Here is an 18,462-nt window from a genome sequence, read left to right on the forward strand (position 1 = left end):
AACTTTGTAAAGAAGATCACTTTACAAAGTGGATCTTCAGATCGCGCTAATCCCCAAGGAGTCGAAGTGGACGCCTGCGCTAGGTCAAATTCTACAATGAATGCGAGAATTGAAATAATGACTCTTAAATCATTATCCCAATATTCTTATAGACAGCTCAGAATGATCACTGTAGCAACCGTTGTAGAACCTATTAATAGCGTAGGCCGCCCACTTTCACTCCTGTGGGAATGTTTTCCCTGAAGATCCACTTTTTCAAGCGTGCTTGAAAAAGTTAGCTGAAGGGAAAAACCCACGGAAAGGGAAGTGGGCAGCCGGAGCGGATGTCTAGTAAATAAATCGTTTCAAGATTACTACTTCAGCTAATTAATTTACAACAATTTACATCGAAGTTTGTGTCTATTGTGACATAATATATGATGTTTTATTAGTTTATTATTAGTTGGTTCTGTTTTTTTAGGCACTTGCGCTTTGGTTTGTTGACGTGCTATTCTTTTGTTAGGTATGTCCATACTTTTCTGGTATGAGGGAGAGGCTAAATATGAATATTATAAAAAAGGTAGCCGTTAAAAAAATTGTTACTGAGGATAGTAAGGCACAGCTAAGAGAAGAATATCAACTGAAAATTTTTAAATTGGAACAAGAGTGTGAGCGATTAAAATTTGAACAGAAAAAATTAGAACATCAGGCAACCAATAAGAAAGCAGACATAACGCATCGATTTTATAAAGAAATATCCAATCGCAAAGATCAGATAAAATGGAACAAATACAAACTAGAGCAATTAGAGATTTTACCAACTGGCAGCGAAATTAACGATGGAGAAGTGGAAGCAATGATTGAAATTGAAGAAGGTATGAATTGGGATGATTTATCTGAGCATAAAACAATCATTGTCAAAGATGGCATTATAACTAAAATTACATAAATAGGTGGTTTTGAAATAAATGGAGCTTTTAAAGGTAGGAAAAATAGTCAATACACATGGTATAAAGGGTGAGATCAAAGTTTTAAGAATAACGGACTTTGAGGATCGTTTTGAGTTAGGATTAAAGTTAGTGATAAAAGATAATGATAATCTATTGGAAGTCACCATTGACGGTCATCGCATTCATAAAAACTTCGATTTATTACACCTAAAGGGCTATGAAAACATAAATGATGTGGAACAGTATAAAGGTGCATTTCTATTCATTAAAAAAGAGGAAGCAACTGAATTGGATGATAATGAATTCTACTATCATGAAATAATTGGTTGCAGTGTTGAAACAACGAGCGGTGAAATAATTGGTAATGTGACCGAAATACTGTCACCAGGTGCTAATGATGTATGGGTTGTTAAAAACAATAAGGGAAAAGAATATTTAATTCCTTATATTGAACAAGTAGTGAAAGAAGTGGATACAAACGAGCAATTAATTAAAATAGAACCAATGGAAGGGCTATTTGAATAATGAGAATTGATATACTGTCGTTATTTCCAGAAATGTTTGAGGGAGTTTTACAATCTTCTATTTTGAAAAAAGCCCACCAATCTGGAGCATTTCAATATAATTATGTAAACTTTCGTGATTATACAGATAATAAGCATAATAAAGTAGACGATTATCCTTATGGTGGGGGGGCAGGAATGGTTTTAAAACCACAGCCAATTTTTGATGCGGTGGAAGCTATTGAGCAGAAAACAACGAAAAAGCCACGTGTTATCTTAATGTGTCCTCAAGGGCAACCCTACAATCAAAAAAAAGCGGAAGAATTGGCGAAGGAAGAACATTTAATATTTATTTGTGGTCACTATGAAGGCTATGATGAACGAATACGTACAAATCTTGTTACGGATGAAATTTCCATTGGAGACTATGTGCTGACTGGTGGAGAACTAGGTGCAATGGTAGTGATGGATAGTGTGGTTCGATTATTACCTGGAGTGCTTGGTAATGATGATTCTGCAATTCAAGATTCCTTTTCTACCGGTTTATTAGAGCACCCGCATTATACGAGACCTGCAGATTTTCGTGGTTTAAAAGTACCTGACGTTTTACTATCGGGGAATCACGCTCATATTGACGAATGGAGACGCAAGGAAGCATTAAAAAGAACGTATTTTAGAAGGAACGACTTACTAGAGCATCAGGAGTTAACAGATCAAGATCAAAAATGGTTGAAAGAATGGCAAACCTCTCAAGAAAATAGTTGAAAACTAATGCTTGTTGTGATATATTGATAGTTGTGCTTAAGTGAACGCTTAAGGTATAAAAACGATGTTCCGCTATCGTATAGTTTCGGTAAGAGCATTAGTTTGGAAGGAGTGTATCAGAATGCAACAATTAATCGAAGAAATTACAAAGGATCAACTTAAAACGGACTTACCTGAATTTCGTGCAGGTGATACTGTAAAAGTTCACGTGAAGGTTGTCGAAGGTAACCGTGAGCGTATCCAGGTATTTGAAGGTGTTGTCATTAAACGCCAAAACGGTGGTATTAGTGAAACATTTACAGTTCGTAAAATTTCTTACGGTGTAGGGGTTGAGCGTACGTTCCCTGTGCATTCACCACGTCTTGCGAAAATCGAAGTAACTCGTCGTGGTAAAGTTCGTCGTGCTAAGCTTTATTACCTACGTAATTTACGTGGTAAAGCAGCTCGTATTAAAGAAATCCGCTAAGTGTATGATAAAAAGGAGCTTGCATTGTCAGGCTCCTTTTTCTTCTATATAATTATCTTTATAAATCTAGGAACGATGATGGAGGATCTAATTACATGGCAACAAAAAAGAATGATTGGGTGGACTGGTTAAAGACAATAATTATTACAGCAATCATTGTGGTTTTGTTTCGTATGTTTATTGCAGTGCCGATCGTAGTTGAAGGTCCATCAATGCTTCCCACATTAGAAAATAAAGATCGATTGATTGTTAATAAATTCAGTTTAATGTTTAGTGAACCAGATCGTTTTGATGTTGTCGTTTTTCATGCTACTGCAAAGAAGGATTACATAAAAAGGGTGATCGGTCTACCAGGAGATACAATTACATATAAAGATGATCAATTATACATAAATGGTGCGCCTGTTTCTGAACCATTTCTTGACAAAGAAATAGCTAAAGATCGATCAAGATACACTGCTAATTTTACTTTACAAGATATAGCAGGTAATTCAGAAATAGTTCCAGAAGGACATGTTTTTGTTCTCGGTGATAATAGACCAAATTCTACGGATAGTAGACACTTAGGTTATATACCGCTAGATCAGATCGTCGGTATAGCAGGGGTTACGTATTGGCCCTTTGAGAACATAGGATTAGTGCAATAGTTTTTGCATCATGGAGGTGGTTATGTATGCCAATTCAATGGTTTCCCGGACATATGGCGAAAGCCAAAAGAGAAGTACAAGAAAAACTAAAATTAGTTGATTTTGTGATCGAGCTTGTAGATGCAAGAACCCCAAGGTCTTCGCAAAACCCTTTGTTACAACAAATATTGAACCAGAAACCTAAAATGATTGTTTTAATGAAAGATGACTTAGCTGATCCATCTTGGACAGGTGAATGGTTGAATTACTTTTCTAACCAGGGGATAAAAGCGATCACCGTTAACGTTAATGAGCAAAAGGATATTCAGAAGGTGGTTAACACGGCTAAAGAAGCTGCCAAAGACAAAATGGAGCGTCTCAAAAAAAAGGGTGTCCGACCAAGGCCAGCGCGAGCGATGATTATAGGTATTCCCAATGTTGGTAAGTCTACATTAATTAACCGTCTAGTCCAAAAAAAAATAGCCAAAACTGGTGATAAACCAGGGGTAACGAAGAACCAACAGTGGATTAAAGTCAAGAAAGACTTTGAACTCTTAGATACTCCTGGTATATTGTGGCCCAAGTTTGAAGAAGAAATAGTAGGTTATCGATTAGCTGCAATTGGGACAATAAAAGATCAGTTATTGCCAATTGAAGATATAGCAGCATTTGTAATTAAATATCTCCAAGATTTTTATCCAAGTATTTTAATTGAACGATACAATTTGCAAGAAGCTGTGATCGATATGAAGGATGTTTTTGAACAAATAGGTAAACGAAGAGGCTGCCTTGAATCAGGTGGGCATGTTAATTATGAAAAAACTGCAGATGTGATTCTGCAAGACCTTCGATCAGGAAAACTCGGTAGAATTACGCTGGAGAATCCTCATAATGAAGAATAAAAAAATTAGGACAGCCATAACTTTTAATTAGTAAAATCCAAACGATGATCCGAATAGCATGATTGTTTGGATTTTTATACATGCTAAGAAGATGCTGTGTATAAAGTTCTAATCGTAATTTTGAAATTGTATTAATTGTTTAATACCCTCTTCGGCTGGCAACTTTCTTTTCCTATAAGCTTTCCATAGGAGTGAAAGAGGTCAGCTTTTTTATGATGTAATGTTAAAAATTTCAAACAGCTATCCGTTTGACTTTATTAAATTTTGCAAATATATAATTTTACTACTTACATTCTTTGTGGATGTTTATAGTGTAACAATATCTATTTTCTCATACTTATATGAAGTTGAGAAAAATGTTAGGTTCCAGGCTCTTCATTTTTTTGAGAAAATGCCGATATTTTAGGAAATGAGGTAATAAAATTGACAGATAAGTGGACAATCAATCAAATAAAAGATTATTTATTTAGTGATGAAAAACCTTCAGAGGATCTCTTGAAAAAATTATATTGTGATCAGCGCATTGGTGTAAAAAAAATGCTAAATCAATATGAAAATAGATTAGCAGCAAAGCAAGCAGAAGAAGATCATTTTCTTAAAATAAGCCGTTTTGAACAGGAACTGTGGAAAAATGGGCTTACACATATAGCAGGAGTCGATGAGGTAGGCAGAGGTCCGTTAGCAGGACCTGTAGTCGCTGCAGCAGTTATTTTACCAAGCGACTTCAAATTATTAGGAATAAACGACTCGAAAAAACTGTCGAAGAAAAAACGAGAATTATATTATCACTATATAACAACACACGCGACCGATTATAGTGTAGGAGTTGTAGATGCAGCTGAAATAGATCGAATTAATATCTTACAAGCCTCAAAGAAAGCTATGTACCATGCAATCAACGGGCTAATGAAAATAGATTATGTGTTAATTGATGCGGTTAAATTAGAAAAATTATCAGTTCCAAGTAATGCGATCATAAAAGGTGATCAGAAAAGTATGTCAATTGCAGCAGCAAGCATCGTTGCAAAGGTAACACGGGATAAAATGATGGAAAACATACATGAAAAATACCCGAGTTATGACTTTCACAAAAATAGTGGGTATGGAACTAAAGTTCATTTAAAAGCGATAGAAGAGAATGGTTTAACCAGATATCATCGTCGGAGCTTTTTAAAGTCTCTACAATTAGGAGGTAACTGAAAAATGGTAAACATGCAGTCTTTTTCCAATGCGCTACGGGTTGAGAATACACGTTTAAACAATTCCCAAGCGAGCTTGAGAGCTGGTCAAATGTTAACTGGCAAAGTACTGGAATTATATCCGAATCAAAAAGCTTCGATTCAGCTTGGTGGTTCTCAGATCGTCGCGCAATTGGAAACAGCACTATCTTCTAAACAGGATTATTTATTTCAAGTAACCTCTGTTGGAGATTTAATCCGTTTAAAAAAAATAAGTGAAGCTCCTATTCAAAACAGGTTGTTAAGTGATCAAATCATGCAACAAATTGGACTTCCAAATAATCGTGCATTAAAAGCATTTATGCAACAGGTAATGAATCAAAATATTCCTTTTAACTTTCAAGAGGCGCAGTCAATTGCGAATTTAATCGAACAATTCGGTGGATCGAGTAGTAATCGTGAATTAATGCAAATGATGTTACAAAAAGGATTTCCATTATCAGAGAGTGTATTTAAAAATTTACAAAGCTATCAGTCATCACAGTTAGGTCAACAAATCAGTCAACTTCAACAAGCATTACAGCAACCAGGACAATCTCAAGTATCTATGGCTAACTTACAACAACAATTAGCTATTTTCGGAGCCAATAATAGAGATGCAGCAATGATACTGCGTCAATTCATACAGACGAATCAACAGGCACTTCAAAATACGAATCAAGTTAGTGCTCAAATCTTACAACAAATGTCATCCGGAAATGGATTAGCAAGTACACAACTACAAGATACTGCCCAACAGATACACCAAGTTTTACAGCAACAATTGCCTTTAAGCTCTAATAAAATGCAAACCTTTCAGACCTTTTTGAATCGTTTTAGTCAAGTAGTCCAACAAGAGGGTGCTACAGATTCATTAAAACATATATTTCAACAAAATCCCCTCTTTTCAAAAGTAATGCAAGTATTGTCACAACAAGATAAAAGTCAAATACAGCAATGGTTGCAGCAACCTAAGTCTTCAGTAGTCCAGCAACAACAAACATTATCTATATTACAGAATGTTGCAAGTCAGCAATTAACACAACAAAATCAAAATATGCTACGCACACTTTTATTACATATGAATCAAGTGGATAACGATACTCTAAGTGTACGTGATGAGTTTCTTCATGTACTTAAACATTTTGTCAACACTAGCGGCATTCAAGATGAAACGCGTATAGCAAATACTTTGAATTCTTCTAATGGCTCACCAGCTAATATGGTGGCACTTATGCAGTCTATAAAAAGCGTATTACCCACTGCTGAACAACAAACATTTCAGCAATGGTTACAACAGACACAACCATCTGCTGCCCAAAATCAGCAAATCACTGATATGCTTCACCGCATGAATGTACAACAGTTACCACAAGTAGAGCAGAATGTGGTCCGTAATCTTCTGACACTTTTAGATACGACAGATCAACCATTTAACAAAGAACAAATTATGCAAGCGATTCGGCAGTTCTTTTCTCAATCAGATTCATCTATTCAACAATTACGTGACCAAGATTTATCCTTAAAACAAAATTTAATCCAAGCAAACCAACAAACAATAGATTTTGCCGGTGATCGAATTCAACGTCTCGTTCAAACTATAACAGGTATGCAAATCAACATGGTTCAAGATGATCAAACACTATTACAACAAAACTTTCAAATACCTGGTGAACGATTTGGTTTAGCGCATGATATTCGTATGCAGTTTGAAGGAAAACAAAAAAATGAAACTGGTGAGATAGATCCCGATTATTGTCGTATATTGTTCCATCTTGATTTAAATAATCTTGGTGAAACGATGATGACATTATCGATCCAAAAAAGAGTTATAAATATCACGGTGTACAATGATTCTCAAGCACTTAAACCATTAATCGATCAATTTAAGCCATTGTTAAAACAGAAATTAGATGGATTGGATTATCAATTATCTTCTGTTTCCAATAAGTTATTAAGTGATTCTGAAGCTTCATCAGCAGGAACACATTCTTCCCGCGAAACTTATCCCACAGCCCCAACAGAAGGGATTGATTTTAGAGTATGAATGAACAGGATAGATATCGAAAAAGAGCGGCAGCCTTACAGTATGATTTTGAAAGTGATGATGCGCCTAAAGTTACGGCAACCGGTAAAGGATATGTAGCAGAAGAGATAATCGAAAAAGCGAAAGCAAACAATGTCCCAATTCAATCAGATCCAACATTAGTAGAGTTACTTTCACAGTTAAATATAAATGAGAACATTCCAGAAGAACTATATCAAGTGGTAGCAGAAGTCTTCGCTTATATCTACCAAGTCGACCAAAAAGTAGGAAAAAAGACCAATTAGTATACCTTACCTCTTCACTAACATAACTTCAGCAAAGACAAAAACGGCGAAGTAATGAAAACTTCATCACATAAAGAATAATGATGAGTGAACTACCACCGCTACGGAAAAACACTCCCTTTCCGGGGGCACGGCTTCAGCTAACTTCGGAAAGAAAACCACTTTCCAAAGTGGATCTTCAGCTCGTGCTGTTCCCCCAGGAGTGTCGCATTTTTCCTCCGCTAAGTAGAGACTTCTGTTCAAGTACGAGGAAATAACTTTTGATTTCAATTATCAATATTCTAGCAATTACATTATTTGTAGAATATTAATAAAGCGTAGTCCATTTACGAAGACTCTTGCGGGATCAGCGTCTTCCGAAGACCCCGCAGGAAAAGCGGTACTTGGCTTTTCTGAGTAGGCTGAGGTGACGCCCGCAGAAAGCGAAGTAAATGGACGGAGCTTTTGCGTTCCACTCAAGACATTTTCAAACTGAGCAAGGCAGATACTTCGCAGGTTTAGTTTCTCCGTCCCTTAAATGATATTTTCTTTTAAAAAATAGCCCTTTTATTGCTATCTCAAAAAAACATTGGAATAATCATAGTATTTTCTAGACAATTGTCGATAGTTTTCTTACAATGAGAATGCAGTGATTAATTGATGGGAGGATGAAAGATGAATATTCACGAGTATCAAGGCAAAGAGATTTTGCGTAGTTACGGTGTAGCTGTACCGAATGGAAAAGTTGCATATACAGTAGATGAAGCTGTGGAAGCTGCGAATGAATTGGGTACAAAGGTTTCAGTGGTAAAAGCTCAAATTCACGCTGGGGGTAGAGGAAAAGCAGGCGGTGTGAAGGTAGCTAAGAATATCGATGAAGTCCGTACATATGCTGATGAAATTCTAGGTAAAACACTTGTAACACATCAGACAGGTCCAGAGGGCAAAGAAGTAAAGCGTTTACTAATTGAAGAGGGTTGTGACATTCAAAGAGAATACTATGTCGGCCTTGTATTAGACAGAGCTACTTCAAAAGTAACCATGATGGCGTCTGAAGAAGGCGGAACAGAAATTGAAGAAGTGGCGGCTGAAACACCTGAAAAAATCTTTAAGGAAGTGATTGATCCTGTAACAGGACTATTACCGTTTCAAGCAAGAAGATTAGCTTTTAACATAAATATTCCTGCTGAATATTTATCTAAAGCAGTTAAATTTATGATGGGATTATATCAAGTATTTGTTGAAAAAGATTGTTCAATTGCTGAGATTAACCCATTAGTGACTACTGGTGATGGTAATGTTTTAGCTTTAGATGCAAAGATGAATTTTGACGATAATGCTTTATTCCGTCAAAAAGATATAGTAAAGTATCGTGATCTGGATGAAGAAGATGAAAAAGAAATCGAAGCATCTAAATATGACTTAAGCTACATTGCTTTAGATGGCAATATCGGCTGTATGGTTAATGGTGCTGGTCTTGCAATGGCCACTATGGATATTATCAAACACTATAATGGCGATCCGGCTAACTTCTTAGATGTTGGGGGCGGTGCCACTGCAGAGAAAGTAACAGAAGCATTCAAAATCATTTTATCCGATGATAATGTAAAAGGTATTTTTGTTAATATCTTTGGCGGTATTATGAAATGTGATGTTATTGCAGAAGGTGTCGTAACAGCAACCAAGGAAGTTGGTTTAACCATTCCTTTAGTAGTTCGTCTTGAAGGTACAAATGTTGATGCTGGAAAGAAAATTTTAGCCGATTCCGGTTTGAATATTACACCAGCAGAATCAATGGCAGACGGTGCTGAAAAAATTGTTGCACTTGTTAACAAAAACTAAAAGTTTATCTCTAAAGGAAAAAAGGAGGATCCATTTACATGAGTGTATTTATTAATAAAGATACAAAAGTGCTTGTACAAGGTATCACCGGTTCTACAGCACTTTTCCATACAAAGCAAATGTTAGATTATGGTACGAAAATTGTTGGTGGGGTAACACCTAAAAAAGGTGGGACAGAAGTAGAAGGTGTACCTGTCTTTAACACAGTTGCTGAAGCTGTGAACGAAACAGGCGCAAATGCCACTGTTATCTATGTACCTGCACCATTCGCAGCAGATGCGATTATTGAAGCCGTAGACGCTGAATTAGATTTGGTTATTTGTATCACAGAACATATTCCGGTTATGGATATGGTAAAAGTAAAACGTTATATGGAAGGAAAGAAAACAAGATTAGTAGGTCCAAATTGTCCAGGTGTTATCACGCCTGAAGAATGTAAAATTGGTATTATGCCTGGCTATATTCATAAAAAAGGACATATTGGTGTTGTATCGCGTTCAGGTACTTTAACGTATGAAGCAGTACATCAATTATCAGAAAATGGCTTTGGTCAATCAACTGCGGTAGGGATCGGTGGCGATCCTGTCAACGGAACAGACTTTATTGATGCTTTAAAAGCATTTAATGAAGATCCTGAGACTGAGGCAGTTATGATGATAGGTGAAATCGGTGGTACGGCAGAAGAAGAAGCTGCAGAATGGGTAAAAGCCAATATGACAAAACCAGTTGTAGGATTTATTGGCGGCGCTACAGCACCTCCTGGAAAACGTATGGGACACGCAGGGGCAATTATCTCTGGTGGGAAAGGTACTGCCGAAGAAAAAATTAAAACAATGAATAGCTGTGGTATTGAAGTAGCAGAAACACCATCAGTTATGGGTGAAACACTTATAGGTGTATTAAAAGATAAAGGTATATACGATAAATGTAAAACACATTAATAAATAAGTAATAAGCTAGGAGTTTTCCTAGCTTATTACTTATTTTCACTTGTTCGTTGTATATAATAAAAAAACTTTGATGCTCATAATGTGTCAATGTTTCTAAAAAGGATGTGGTTTTATGGATAAAAGAGAATGGCGGCTCATACACCTTCATCATATTAAAGAAATAAGCAGATCAAAATTAAGAAAAGTAATCAATTATGAACCTGATTTAGAGCAAATTTATCATTGGAAAATGGAAAAATGGCAAGAACTATTTAAATTAAGTGACCAGAAAGCAAAATCTATTATACAGCAACTTAACGATAAGTCTATTCAAAGAAAAGTAGTTCAACATGTTAAGTCTTATAATGTCATGACTATTTTTAGTAAGAGTTATCCCACCAGTTTAAAAGTCATCCCAGATCCACCTCTCGTACTATACCTCCAAGGCAATCCGTCATTACTTAATAATTCACCGAATCTTAGTGTTGTAGGAACCAGGTACCCTTCTAAACATGCTTTATCTATAATGAATCAAATTTTAATTCCATTATTTAATTACAATTTTGTAATAACAAGTGGTATGGCAAAAGGGATTGATGGATTTGCTCATCAATTAGCATTACAACATAATAATCCTACAATTGCTGTTTTAGGTGGTGGATTTCACCATATCTACCCAAAAGAAAATCTACATTTATTTAACGAGCTGTCGAAAGAAAATCTAATTATATCAGAATATCCTCCAGATCAGCCTCCAAAGAAGTATCATTTTCCAGAAAGAAATCGAATCATAAGTGGTTTAAGTTTTGGAACGCTTGTGATCGAGGCAAAAAAAAAGAGTGGTACTCTTATTACAGTGGATCAAGCTTTAGAGCAAGGCAAAGAAGTTTTTGCAGTACCAGGGTCTATTCTTGCAGAGACAAGTTCAGGTTGTAATCAACTTATTCAAGATGGGGCGAAATTGATTCAAACTAGCAATGATATATTAGAGGAATGCGAATTAACACCATCTTTTGCAATAAAAAATTAATCATTTTCAACATTTTTTCTGTTGCTTTGTTTGACAAACACTAACAAAGTATTTAATAATAGGGAAGATTTATCATATCTAATAACAGAATACTATAGATAAAAGAATTTGAACTTGAAATTACCTCTTGGGAGGGTTTGAAAAATTATGGCACAATATCTTGTTATCGTTGAATCACCAGCAAAAGCAAAAACTATTGAAAGATATTTAGGAAAAAGGTATAAAGTAAAAGCATCAATGGGTCATGTAAGAGACTTACCAAAAAGCCAAACAGGTGTTGACGTAAAAAATGATTATGAACCGAAGTATATAACCATCCGTGGAAAAGGTCCTGTTTTAAAAGAATTAAAGACTGCTGCAAAAAAAGCGGATAAAATTTTTCTCGCAGCCGATCCCGATCGCGAAGGGGAAGCAATCGCATGGCATTTAGCACATAGTCTAAATATCGATTTAGATTCCGATTGTCGTGTTGTATTTAATGAAATAACGAAAGAGGCAGTGAAGGATTCTTTCAAGCAACCAAGAAAAATTAATATGGATTTAGTTGATGCCCAACAAGCAAGAAGAATTTTAGATCGATTAGTGGGATACAATATCAGTCCTTTATTATGGCAAAAAATAAAAAAGGGTTTAAGTGCTGGTCGTGTCCAATCGGTAGCAGTTAAAATGATCATTGATAGAGAAAATGAAATTAAAAACTTCAAACCTGAAGAGTACTGGAGTATTGAATCACTATTTAAAAAAGGGAGACAATCTTTTGAAGGAGCTTTTTATGGTGTGGATGGTAAGAAAAAAGCTTTGCATTCTAAAGCTGATGTTGATCAGATCATATCAACTTTAAAAGGTGATGAGTTTCTAGTAGATAAAGTAAACAAAAGAGAACGTAAAAGAAATCCATCTCCACCATTTACAACATCTTCCTTACAACAAGAAGCTGCAAGAAAATTGAATTTCAGAGCACGTAAAACGATGATGGTAGCGCAACAACTATATGAAGGTATTGATTTAGGCAAAAGAGATGGAGGCATTAATGGTCTGATCACATATATGCGTACAGATTCAACCAGAGTTTCCAACACAGCCAAAGATCAAGCTAAAGATTACATTGAAAATAAATATGGAAAAGAATATAGTGGTTTTAATCGAAAATCTAAAAATGCAGAAGGTGCTCAAGATGCTCACGAGGCAATTAGACCAACGAATGCACTAAGAGATCCTCAATCACTAAAAACGGTATTGTCCAGGGATCAATTTAAATTATATAAACTCATTTGGGAGCGATTTATTGCAAGTCAGATGGCCCCAGCTGTAATGGATACAATGACAGTACATTTAACCAATCATGGTGTTGAATTCAGAGCTACAGGCTCGAAAATTAAATTTAAAGGATTTATGACGGTCTATATTGAAAGCTCGGATGATCAGGAAAAACAAAAAGATAAATGGCTGCCAGATTTGAAAGAAGGCGAAACGGTAAAATCAGAAAAAATTTCACCAAATCAACATTTCACGCAACCTCCACCGAGATATACAGAAGCAAGATTAGTGAAGACAATGGAAGAAAAGGGGATTGGTAGACCATCTACCTATGCACCCACTTTAGACACGATCCAAAGAAGAGGTTATGTGGCTTTAGATAGTCGGCGTTTTGTACCGACCGAATTGGGAGAAATTGTTACAGATGTAATGGAAGAATTTTTCCCTGAGATTATTGATGTAGCCTTTACTGTAAAAATGGAAGGTGACTTAGATGCGGTAGAAGAAGGTAAAACAGAGTGGATCAAGATCATTGACCAATTTTATCAAGGTTTTGATAAACGATTAGAAAAAGCAGAAAAAGAAATGGAAAAGGTCGAAATTCGAGATGAACCTGCTGGCATTGATTGTGAAAAATGTGGACATGAAATGGTTTATAAAATGGGCAGGTATGGAAAATTTCTAGCTTGTTCTAATTTTCCGGATTGTCGTAATACAAAACCAATTTTAAAAGAAATTGGTGTTAAATGCCCAGATTGTAAGGATGGTAACATTGTAGAAAGAAAAACAAAAAAACGAAGAACATTTTATGGTTGTGATAATTATCCCAAATGTGAGTTTATTTCGTGGGATAAACCGGTCGGAAGAAGCTGTCCTAAATGTAATAAAATGCTTGTCGAGAAGAAATCAAAGAAAAAAGCACAAGTTCAATGTTCTTCATGTGATTATAAAGAACAAGAACAACAATGATAATGGAAGAGCAGAGTTCCAAACCGAAATAGCTGGTATATAATAAAATCCAAACGTTTCCGAATGAATGTTCGGTTCTGTTTGGATTTTTTATGCTGAAATCAAAAATAGTACTTTATATTACACTAAATCACGTGAAAATTAAGTAATACCTGTACTAAATAAGATACTAAAATAGATAAAGAGAATAGATAGGTTTGACTATAACTTCTATAATTAAAAAATAGCATTTAACATACTTGTCGTTAGATGATGTCAGATTTTTCTTGGGTATTATTTAATGTTATGATAGGTATAAGGAGTTTCTGTTTTTCAATAATTGTGATGGCTCGAAAATAGAGCTTATTCAACTAATATCTGTTTACATTTACACTATTAAGGGAATTATTGATTTAATTATATTTTTAATAAAATGTGATAATATAACATAATTGCAGTATATATCTTGTTGTGTTAGTATTTTAACGCATTTAGAGGTGGCTGAATGAATTTTTATAAAGATTGGTTAATGTATTTAGATTATTTACAAATTGAAAAAAATGCTTCCAAAAGTACAATAGTAGCATATGAAAAAGATTTAGCTCATTTTTTTCGTTTTTTAAGATCTGAAAACTTAGATAGCTTAGCCGCAGTAAATTATGCGATTATTCGTACTTACCTAACAACATTACATGAACAAGGTTTGGCTACTAAATCAATAAACCGTCACATTTCAACTTTAAGAACTTTTTATAATTTTCTTGTTAGAGAGCAAACTGTTATAGAAAATCCTTTTGTTCATTTACACTTACCTAAAACTTCTTACACAATTCCAGAATTTTTATATCAAGCGGAAATCGAAAAACTGTTTGATTCGATTGATCGAAGTTCAAAATTGGGTAAAAGAAACGCGGCATTATTAGAAGTTTTATATGGCACAGGAATTCGAGTAAGTGAGTGTGTACAAATAAAACTGGACCAAATTGATTTTGACCTTCAAACAATATTAGTTTTAGGAAAAGGAAATAAAGAGAGATATGTACCATTTGGAGAGTTTGCGCGTAATTCATTACAACTATATATTAATGAAAGCCGGTCAGAATTGGTAACTGCTAAAAGTCAACCACAAAACTTCTTGTTTTTAAATGCAAGAGGGAATCCGCTAACTTCTAGAGGAGTACGCCTAATTATTAATAAACAAGTGAATGAGGCAGCACTGACATTACATATACATCCACATAAAATAAGACATAGTTTTGCAACACATTTATTAGACAATGGTGCTGACCTGCGTGCCGTTCAAGAATTATTAGGTCATTCACATTTATCATCTACACAAATCTATACACATGTTTCTAAAGATCGTTTACGAAAAGTATATCAAACAGCACACCCACGTGCTAAGCGGTAAAATGGTGAGGAGGAATTATAATGGATGCATTTCATGCAACAACAATATTTGCAGTTCAACATAATGGTAAATCTGCTATGTGCGGTGATGGCCAGGTAACATTCGGAAACCAAGTCGTTATGAAACATACGGCTAAAAAGGTAAGAAGGTTATATCAAAACCAAGTTTTAGCAGGATTTGCTGGGTCAGTAGCGGATGCATTTACTCTTTTTGAAAGTTTTGAAACAAAATTAGAAACATATGATGGGAATCTCTCTCGAGCGGCTGTAGAATTAGCAAAAGATTGGAGAAATGACAAATACTTAAGAAAATTAGAGGCAATGTTGATCGTAATGAATAAACGAGAATTATTACTTATTTCAGGTACAGGTGAAGTAATTGAACCGGATGATGGTATATTAGCAATAGGTTCTGGTGGACACTATGCGTTAAGTGCTGGAAGAGCATTAAAAAAACATGCATCTAATATGGAAGCTAAAGAAATTGCTAAAGCATCTCTTGAAATTGCTGGAGAAATCTGCGTATTTACAAATGATCAATTAATTCTAGAAGAGCTAGAGTAAGAAAGGATGAGTTTATGTTAACCAATTTAACTCCTAAAGCAATAGTTGAGAAACTAAATGAATATATAATAGGGCAACAAAGTGCCAAAAAGTCAGTAGCTGTAGCGTTAAGAAACCGTTATCGAAGGATGCAATTAACTGAGGATTTAAAAAATGAAGTTGTACCGAAAAATATCTTAATGATCGGGCCGACCGGTGTTGGGAAAACAGAAGTAGCCCGAAGGTTGGCAAAATTAGTGGGAGCACCATTTATTAAAGTGGAAGCTACTAAATATACAGAAGTAGGATATGTCGGTCGTGATGTTGAGTCAATGGTTAGAGACTTAGTTGAAACTTCCATCCGCATGGTAAAGGAAGATGCAATGAAAGAGGTACAAGCAAAAGCTGAAACTCTAGCAAATAAACGACTGGTTGAATTATTGGTACCTTCCAAAAAGAAAAATAACACATCAAAAAACCCTTTTGATATTTTTATGAATCCAAATCAACAGCAATCAAGTAATGAACAAGCGAATGATTCAGAAGAAAAGGAAAATATTAGAGAACAAAGGAAGCAGATGAAAAAATTACTAGATCTAGGAGAGTTAGAAGATCGTGAAGTAACGATTGAAGTTGAAGAGCAAACTCCCAATATGTTTGATATGTTACAAGGATCAGGTATGGAACAAATGGGAATGAATATGCAAGATGCATTAGGTTCATTATTTCCTAAAAAGAAGAAAAAAAGAACTCTCTTTGTTAAAGAAGCGAGAAAAGTGTTAAGAGAGCAGGAAGCAAATAAATTAATTGATATGGATCAAGTCACTCAGCAGGCTATTGAAAAAGCGGAACAAACGGGTATTATTTTTATCGATGAGATCGATAAGGTCGCAGTCAAACAAGAGCAATCTGCTGCCGTATCAAGAGAAGGTGTTCAACGTGATATACTGCCAATTGTTGAAGGTTCTTCGATTGTTACAAAATATGGCTCAGTGAGAACTGATTATATGCTATTTATCGCTGCAGGTGCCTTTCATATGTCTAAGCCTTCTGATTTGATACCAGAATTACAAGGTAGATTTCCAATTCGAGTTGAATTCGAAAAGCTAACAATTGCTGATTTTAAGAGAATATTGAAAGAACCATCAAATGCACTGTTGACACAATATAAAGCATTATTAGAAACAGAAGGTATTACAATATCTTTCACAGATGAAGCGATTCACCGTTTGGCAGAAATAGCTTACGAAGTTAATCAAGAAACAGATAATATTGGAGCAAGAAGGTTGCATACCATTTTAGAAAAGTTACTTGAGGAACTATCATTCGAAGCGTCGGATATTGGTGTCGGAAATATTGAAATTACAGAACACTATGTAAATGAAAAGCTAAAAACGATTGCAACAAATAAAGATTTAAGTCAATTTATTTTATAACTTGGATGGTGAAAAAATGCGATTATTAGAAAAAACCAGAGAAATTAATGCAATGCTTCAGAAAACAAAAGGAAAATCCGTTGATTTCACAGAAATGTCAAAAACATTGCGTGACGTAATCGGTGCAAACATCTTTATTGTGAGTAGAAGTGGCAAGCTATTAGGTTTTTCAATTAATCAACAAATTGAAAATGAACGTATGAAAAAAATGCTGGAAGAAAGACAATTTCCTGAAAACTATACTGAAAACTTATTTAATATTACCTCAACAACAACTAATTTAACTATAGACAGTGAATATACAGCTTTTCCTGTTGAAAACCGTGATTTGTTTCTAAAGGGATTAACAACAATAGTTCCCATTATTGGTGGTGGCCAGCGTTTAGGAACTTTAATATTAAGTCGGTTGTCAGATAGTTTTAATGATGATGATTTAATACTAGGTGAATACGGTGCAACTGTGGTTGGGATGGAAATATTACACGAAAAAACAGAAGAAATAGAAAAAGAGGCAAGAAGTACTGCGGTAGTTCAGATGGCAATTAGTTCGTTATCTTATAGTGAACTTGAAGCAATTGTCCATATCTTTGAAGAGCTCGATGGTAACGAGGGATTATTAGTAGCGAGTAAAATAGCGGATCGTGTTGGTATTACGCGTTCTGTTATCGTTAATGCATTAAGAAAACTAGAAAGTGCCGGTGTGATTGAATCTAGGTCATTAGGTATGAAAGGTACGTATATAAAAGTATTAAATGACAAGTTTCTATTTGAACTAAAACATAGTCATATTTAAGTGAAAAAAGATTATTAGAAAATCTGGCAAAGCCCACCAGTTTTTTAGTAGTAATTTTGAAATGGATAATAGATTAAACGTCCGTTACGCCTTACCCACTTCGCTTTTAACCATAGGATAGAACAAAAGAATTATTTAACTAGAAAAATCCAAACGATCGAATCGTTTGGATTTTATGCGTATTAGATGAAAAATGTGACATAGCTTTGAGATAATTATAAGTTATTCTATTTGCTTTGTAACCACTCTGGTTTGTCCGCTTCCACTCTTAACATTTGTCAATTATAACCTCTGTTGTTGAACAATATCCTATTATTTGTGAGATTTAATCTTTCATACATCACTTTTGTCCCATTTTCAGTCTATTTAGAGCACCCATTTCGTCTCACTCATTAGTCCTTCTTCGACATTTATTATCAAAAGTTTACAAAAACATTGAGTAAATGCAAGACTTTAGACCTAAACAAACAAAAAAATTACCCTACTTTAGTAAGAATATGACGATAAGTCATAGACAGTTGTTGTAATTTATCATACAATGTTCGATAGATAAAGA

General features: G+C 34.9%; 17 protein-coding genes. All 17 read left to right on the forward strand.

Going from position 1 to position 18,462, the window contains the following annotated elements; all coding sequences use genetic code 11:
- Window positions 1-541: 541 nt before the first annotated feature.
- The 17 genes from BUC25_RS10625 (at window position 542) to codY (ending at window position 17,906) form a co-directional block, all read left to right on the forward strand.
- Window positions 542-928 (forward strand): YlqD family protein, encoded by a 387-nt coding sequence (locus tag BUC25_RS10625; protein ID WP_073201856.1) that lies wholly within the window; start codon window positions 542-544, stop codon window positions 926-928.
- Window positions 929-947: 19 nt separating this feature from the next.
- Window positions 948-1,454, forward strand: coding sequence for a ribosome maturation factor RimM (gene rimM, locus BUC25_RS10630; RefSeq protein ID WP_073201857.1), 507 nt, complete (start codon window positions 948-950; stop codon window positions 1,452-1,454).
- Entirely contained in the window at window positions 1,454-2,197 is a 744-nt protein-coding gene (gene trmD / locus BUC25_RS10635; RefSeq protein WP_073201858.1) for a tRNA (guanosine(37)-N1)-methyltransferase TrmD, read from the forward strand. Before rimM ends, trmD begins: the two co-directional genes overlap by 1 nt.
- A gap of 121 nt (window positions 2,198-2,318) precedes the next feature.
- Window positions 2,319-2,663 carry a 50S ribosomal protein L19 gene (rplS, locus tag BUC25_RS10640; protein ID WP_058307835.1) on the forward strand — a complete coding sequence of 115 codons (345 nt, stop codon included), beginning with the start codon at window positions 2,319-2,321 and terminating at the stop codon, window positions 2,661-2,663.
- A 95-nt stretch (window positions 2,664-2,758) separates the two neighbouring features.
- Window positions 2,759-3,310 (forward strand): signal peptidase I, encoded by a 552-nt coding sequence (gene lepB / locus BUC25_RS10645; protein ID WP_073201859.1) that lies wholly within the window; start codon window positions 2,759-2,761, stop codon window positions 3,308-3,310.
- Between the two features lie 26 nt (window positions 3,311-3,336).
- Window positions 3,337-4,191, forward strand: a complete 855-nt coding sequence (gene ylqF, locus BUC25_RS10650) for a ribosome biogenesis GTPase YlqF (protein ID WP_073201860.1) — start codon at window positions 3,337-3,339, stop codon at window positions 4,189-4,191.
- A 423-nt stretch (window positions 4,192-4,614) separates the two neighbouring features.
- The gene (locus tag BUC25_RS10655; protein ID WP_073201861.1) at window positions 4,615-5,391 is read left to right on the forward strand and encodes a ribonuclease HII; all 777 of its coding nucleotides are present in this window, start codon (window positions 4,615-4,617) and stop codon (window positions 5,389-5,391) included.
- Window positions 5,392-5,394: 3 nt separating this feature from the next.
- On the forward strand, window positions 5,395-7,455 hold the full coding sequence (locus BUC25_RS10660) for a hypothetical protein (RefSeq protein WP_073201862.1): 2,061 nt from the start codon (window positions 5,395-5,397) through the stop codon (window positions 7,453-7,455).
- A complete protein-coding gene (locus BUC25_RS10665; protein ID WP_073201863.1) occupies window positions 7,452-7,739 on the forward strand; it encodes an EscU/YscU/HrcU family type III secretion system export apparatus switch protein in 288 nt (95 codons plus the stop codon). Before BUC25_RS10660 ends, BUC25_RS10665 begins: the two co-directional genes overlap by 4 nt.
- A 654-nt stretch (window positions 7,740-8,393) precedes the next feature.
- Window positions 8,394-9,560: an ADP-forming succinate--CoA ligase subunit beta gene (gene sucC, locus BUC25_RS10670; RefSeq protein WP_073201864.1), complete on the forward strand. Its 1,167-nt coding sequence runs from the start codon at window positions 8,394-8,396 to the stop codon at window positions 9,558-9,560.
- Window positions 9,561-9,598: 38 nt separating this feature from the next.
- Window positions 9,599-10,501 (forward strand): succinate--CoA ligase subunit alpha, encoded by a 903-nt coding sequence (gene sucD, locus BUC25_RS10675; RefSeq protein WP_073201865.1) that lies wholly within the window; start codon window positions 9,599-9,601, stop codon window positions 10,499-10,501.
- 121 nt (window positions 10,502-10,622) lie between these two features.
- The gene (gene dprA, locus BUC25_RS10680; RefSeq protein WP_073201866.1) at window positions 10,623-11,519 is read left to right on the forward strand and encodes a DNA-processing protein DprA; all 897 of its coding nucleotides are present in this window, start codon (window positions 10,623-10,625) and stop codon (window positions 11,517-11,519) included.
- A 147-nt stretch (window positions 11,520-11,666) separates the two neighbouring features.
- Window positions 11,667-13,745, forward strand: a complete 2,079-nt coding sequence (gene topA, locus BUC25_RS10685; protein WP_073201867.1) for a type I DNA topoisomerase — start codon at window positions 11,667-11,669, stop codon at window positions 13,743-13,745.
- 484 nt (window positions 13,746-14,229) lie between these two features.
- A complete protein-coding gene (gene xerC / locus BUC25_RS10690; protein WP_073201868.1) occupies window positions 14,230-15,135 on the forward strand; it encodes a tyrosine recombinase XerC in 906 nt (301 codons plus the stop codon).
- A 20-nt stretch (window positions 15,136-15,155) separates the two neighbouring features.
- The gene (gene hslV / locus BUC25_RS10695; protein WP_073201869.1) at window positions 15,156-15,698 is read left to right on the forward strand and encodes an ATP-dependent protease subunit HslV; all 543 of its coding nucleotides are present in this window, start codon (window positions 15,156-15,158) and stop codon (window positions 15,696-15,698) included.
- A gap of 14 nt (window positions 15,699-15,712) precedes the next feature.
- Entirely contained in the window at window positions 15,713-17,113 is a 1,401-nt protein-coding gene (gene hslU / locus BUC25_RS10700; protein ID WP_073201870.1) for an ATP-dependent protease ATPase subunit HslU, read from the forward strand.
- Between the two features lie 16 nt (window positions 17,114-17,129).
- Window positions 17,130-17,906 (forward strand): GTP-sensing pleiotropic transcriptional regulator CodY, encoded by a 777-nt coding sequence (codY, locus tag BUC25_RS10705; protein ID WP_073201871.1) that lies wholly within the window; start codon window positions 17,130-17,132, stop codon window positions 17,904-17,906.
- Window positions 17,907-18,462: the final 556 nt, after the last annotated feature.

Origin of the sequence: Gracilibacillus kekensis, assembly GCF_900143085.1 — a bacterium.
GTDB lineage: Bacteria > Bacillota > Bacilli > Bacillales > Amphibacillaceae > Gracilibacillus > Gracilibacillus kekensis.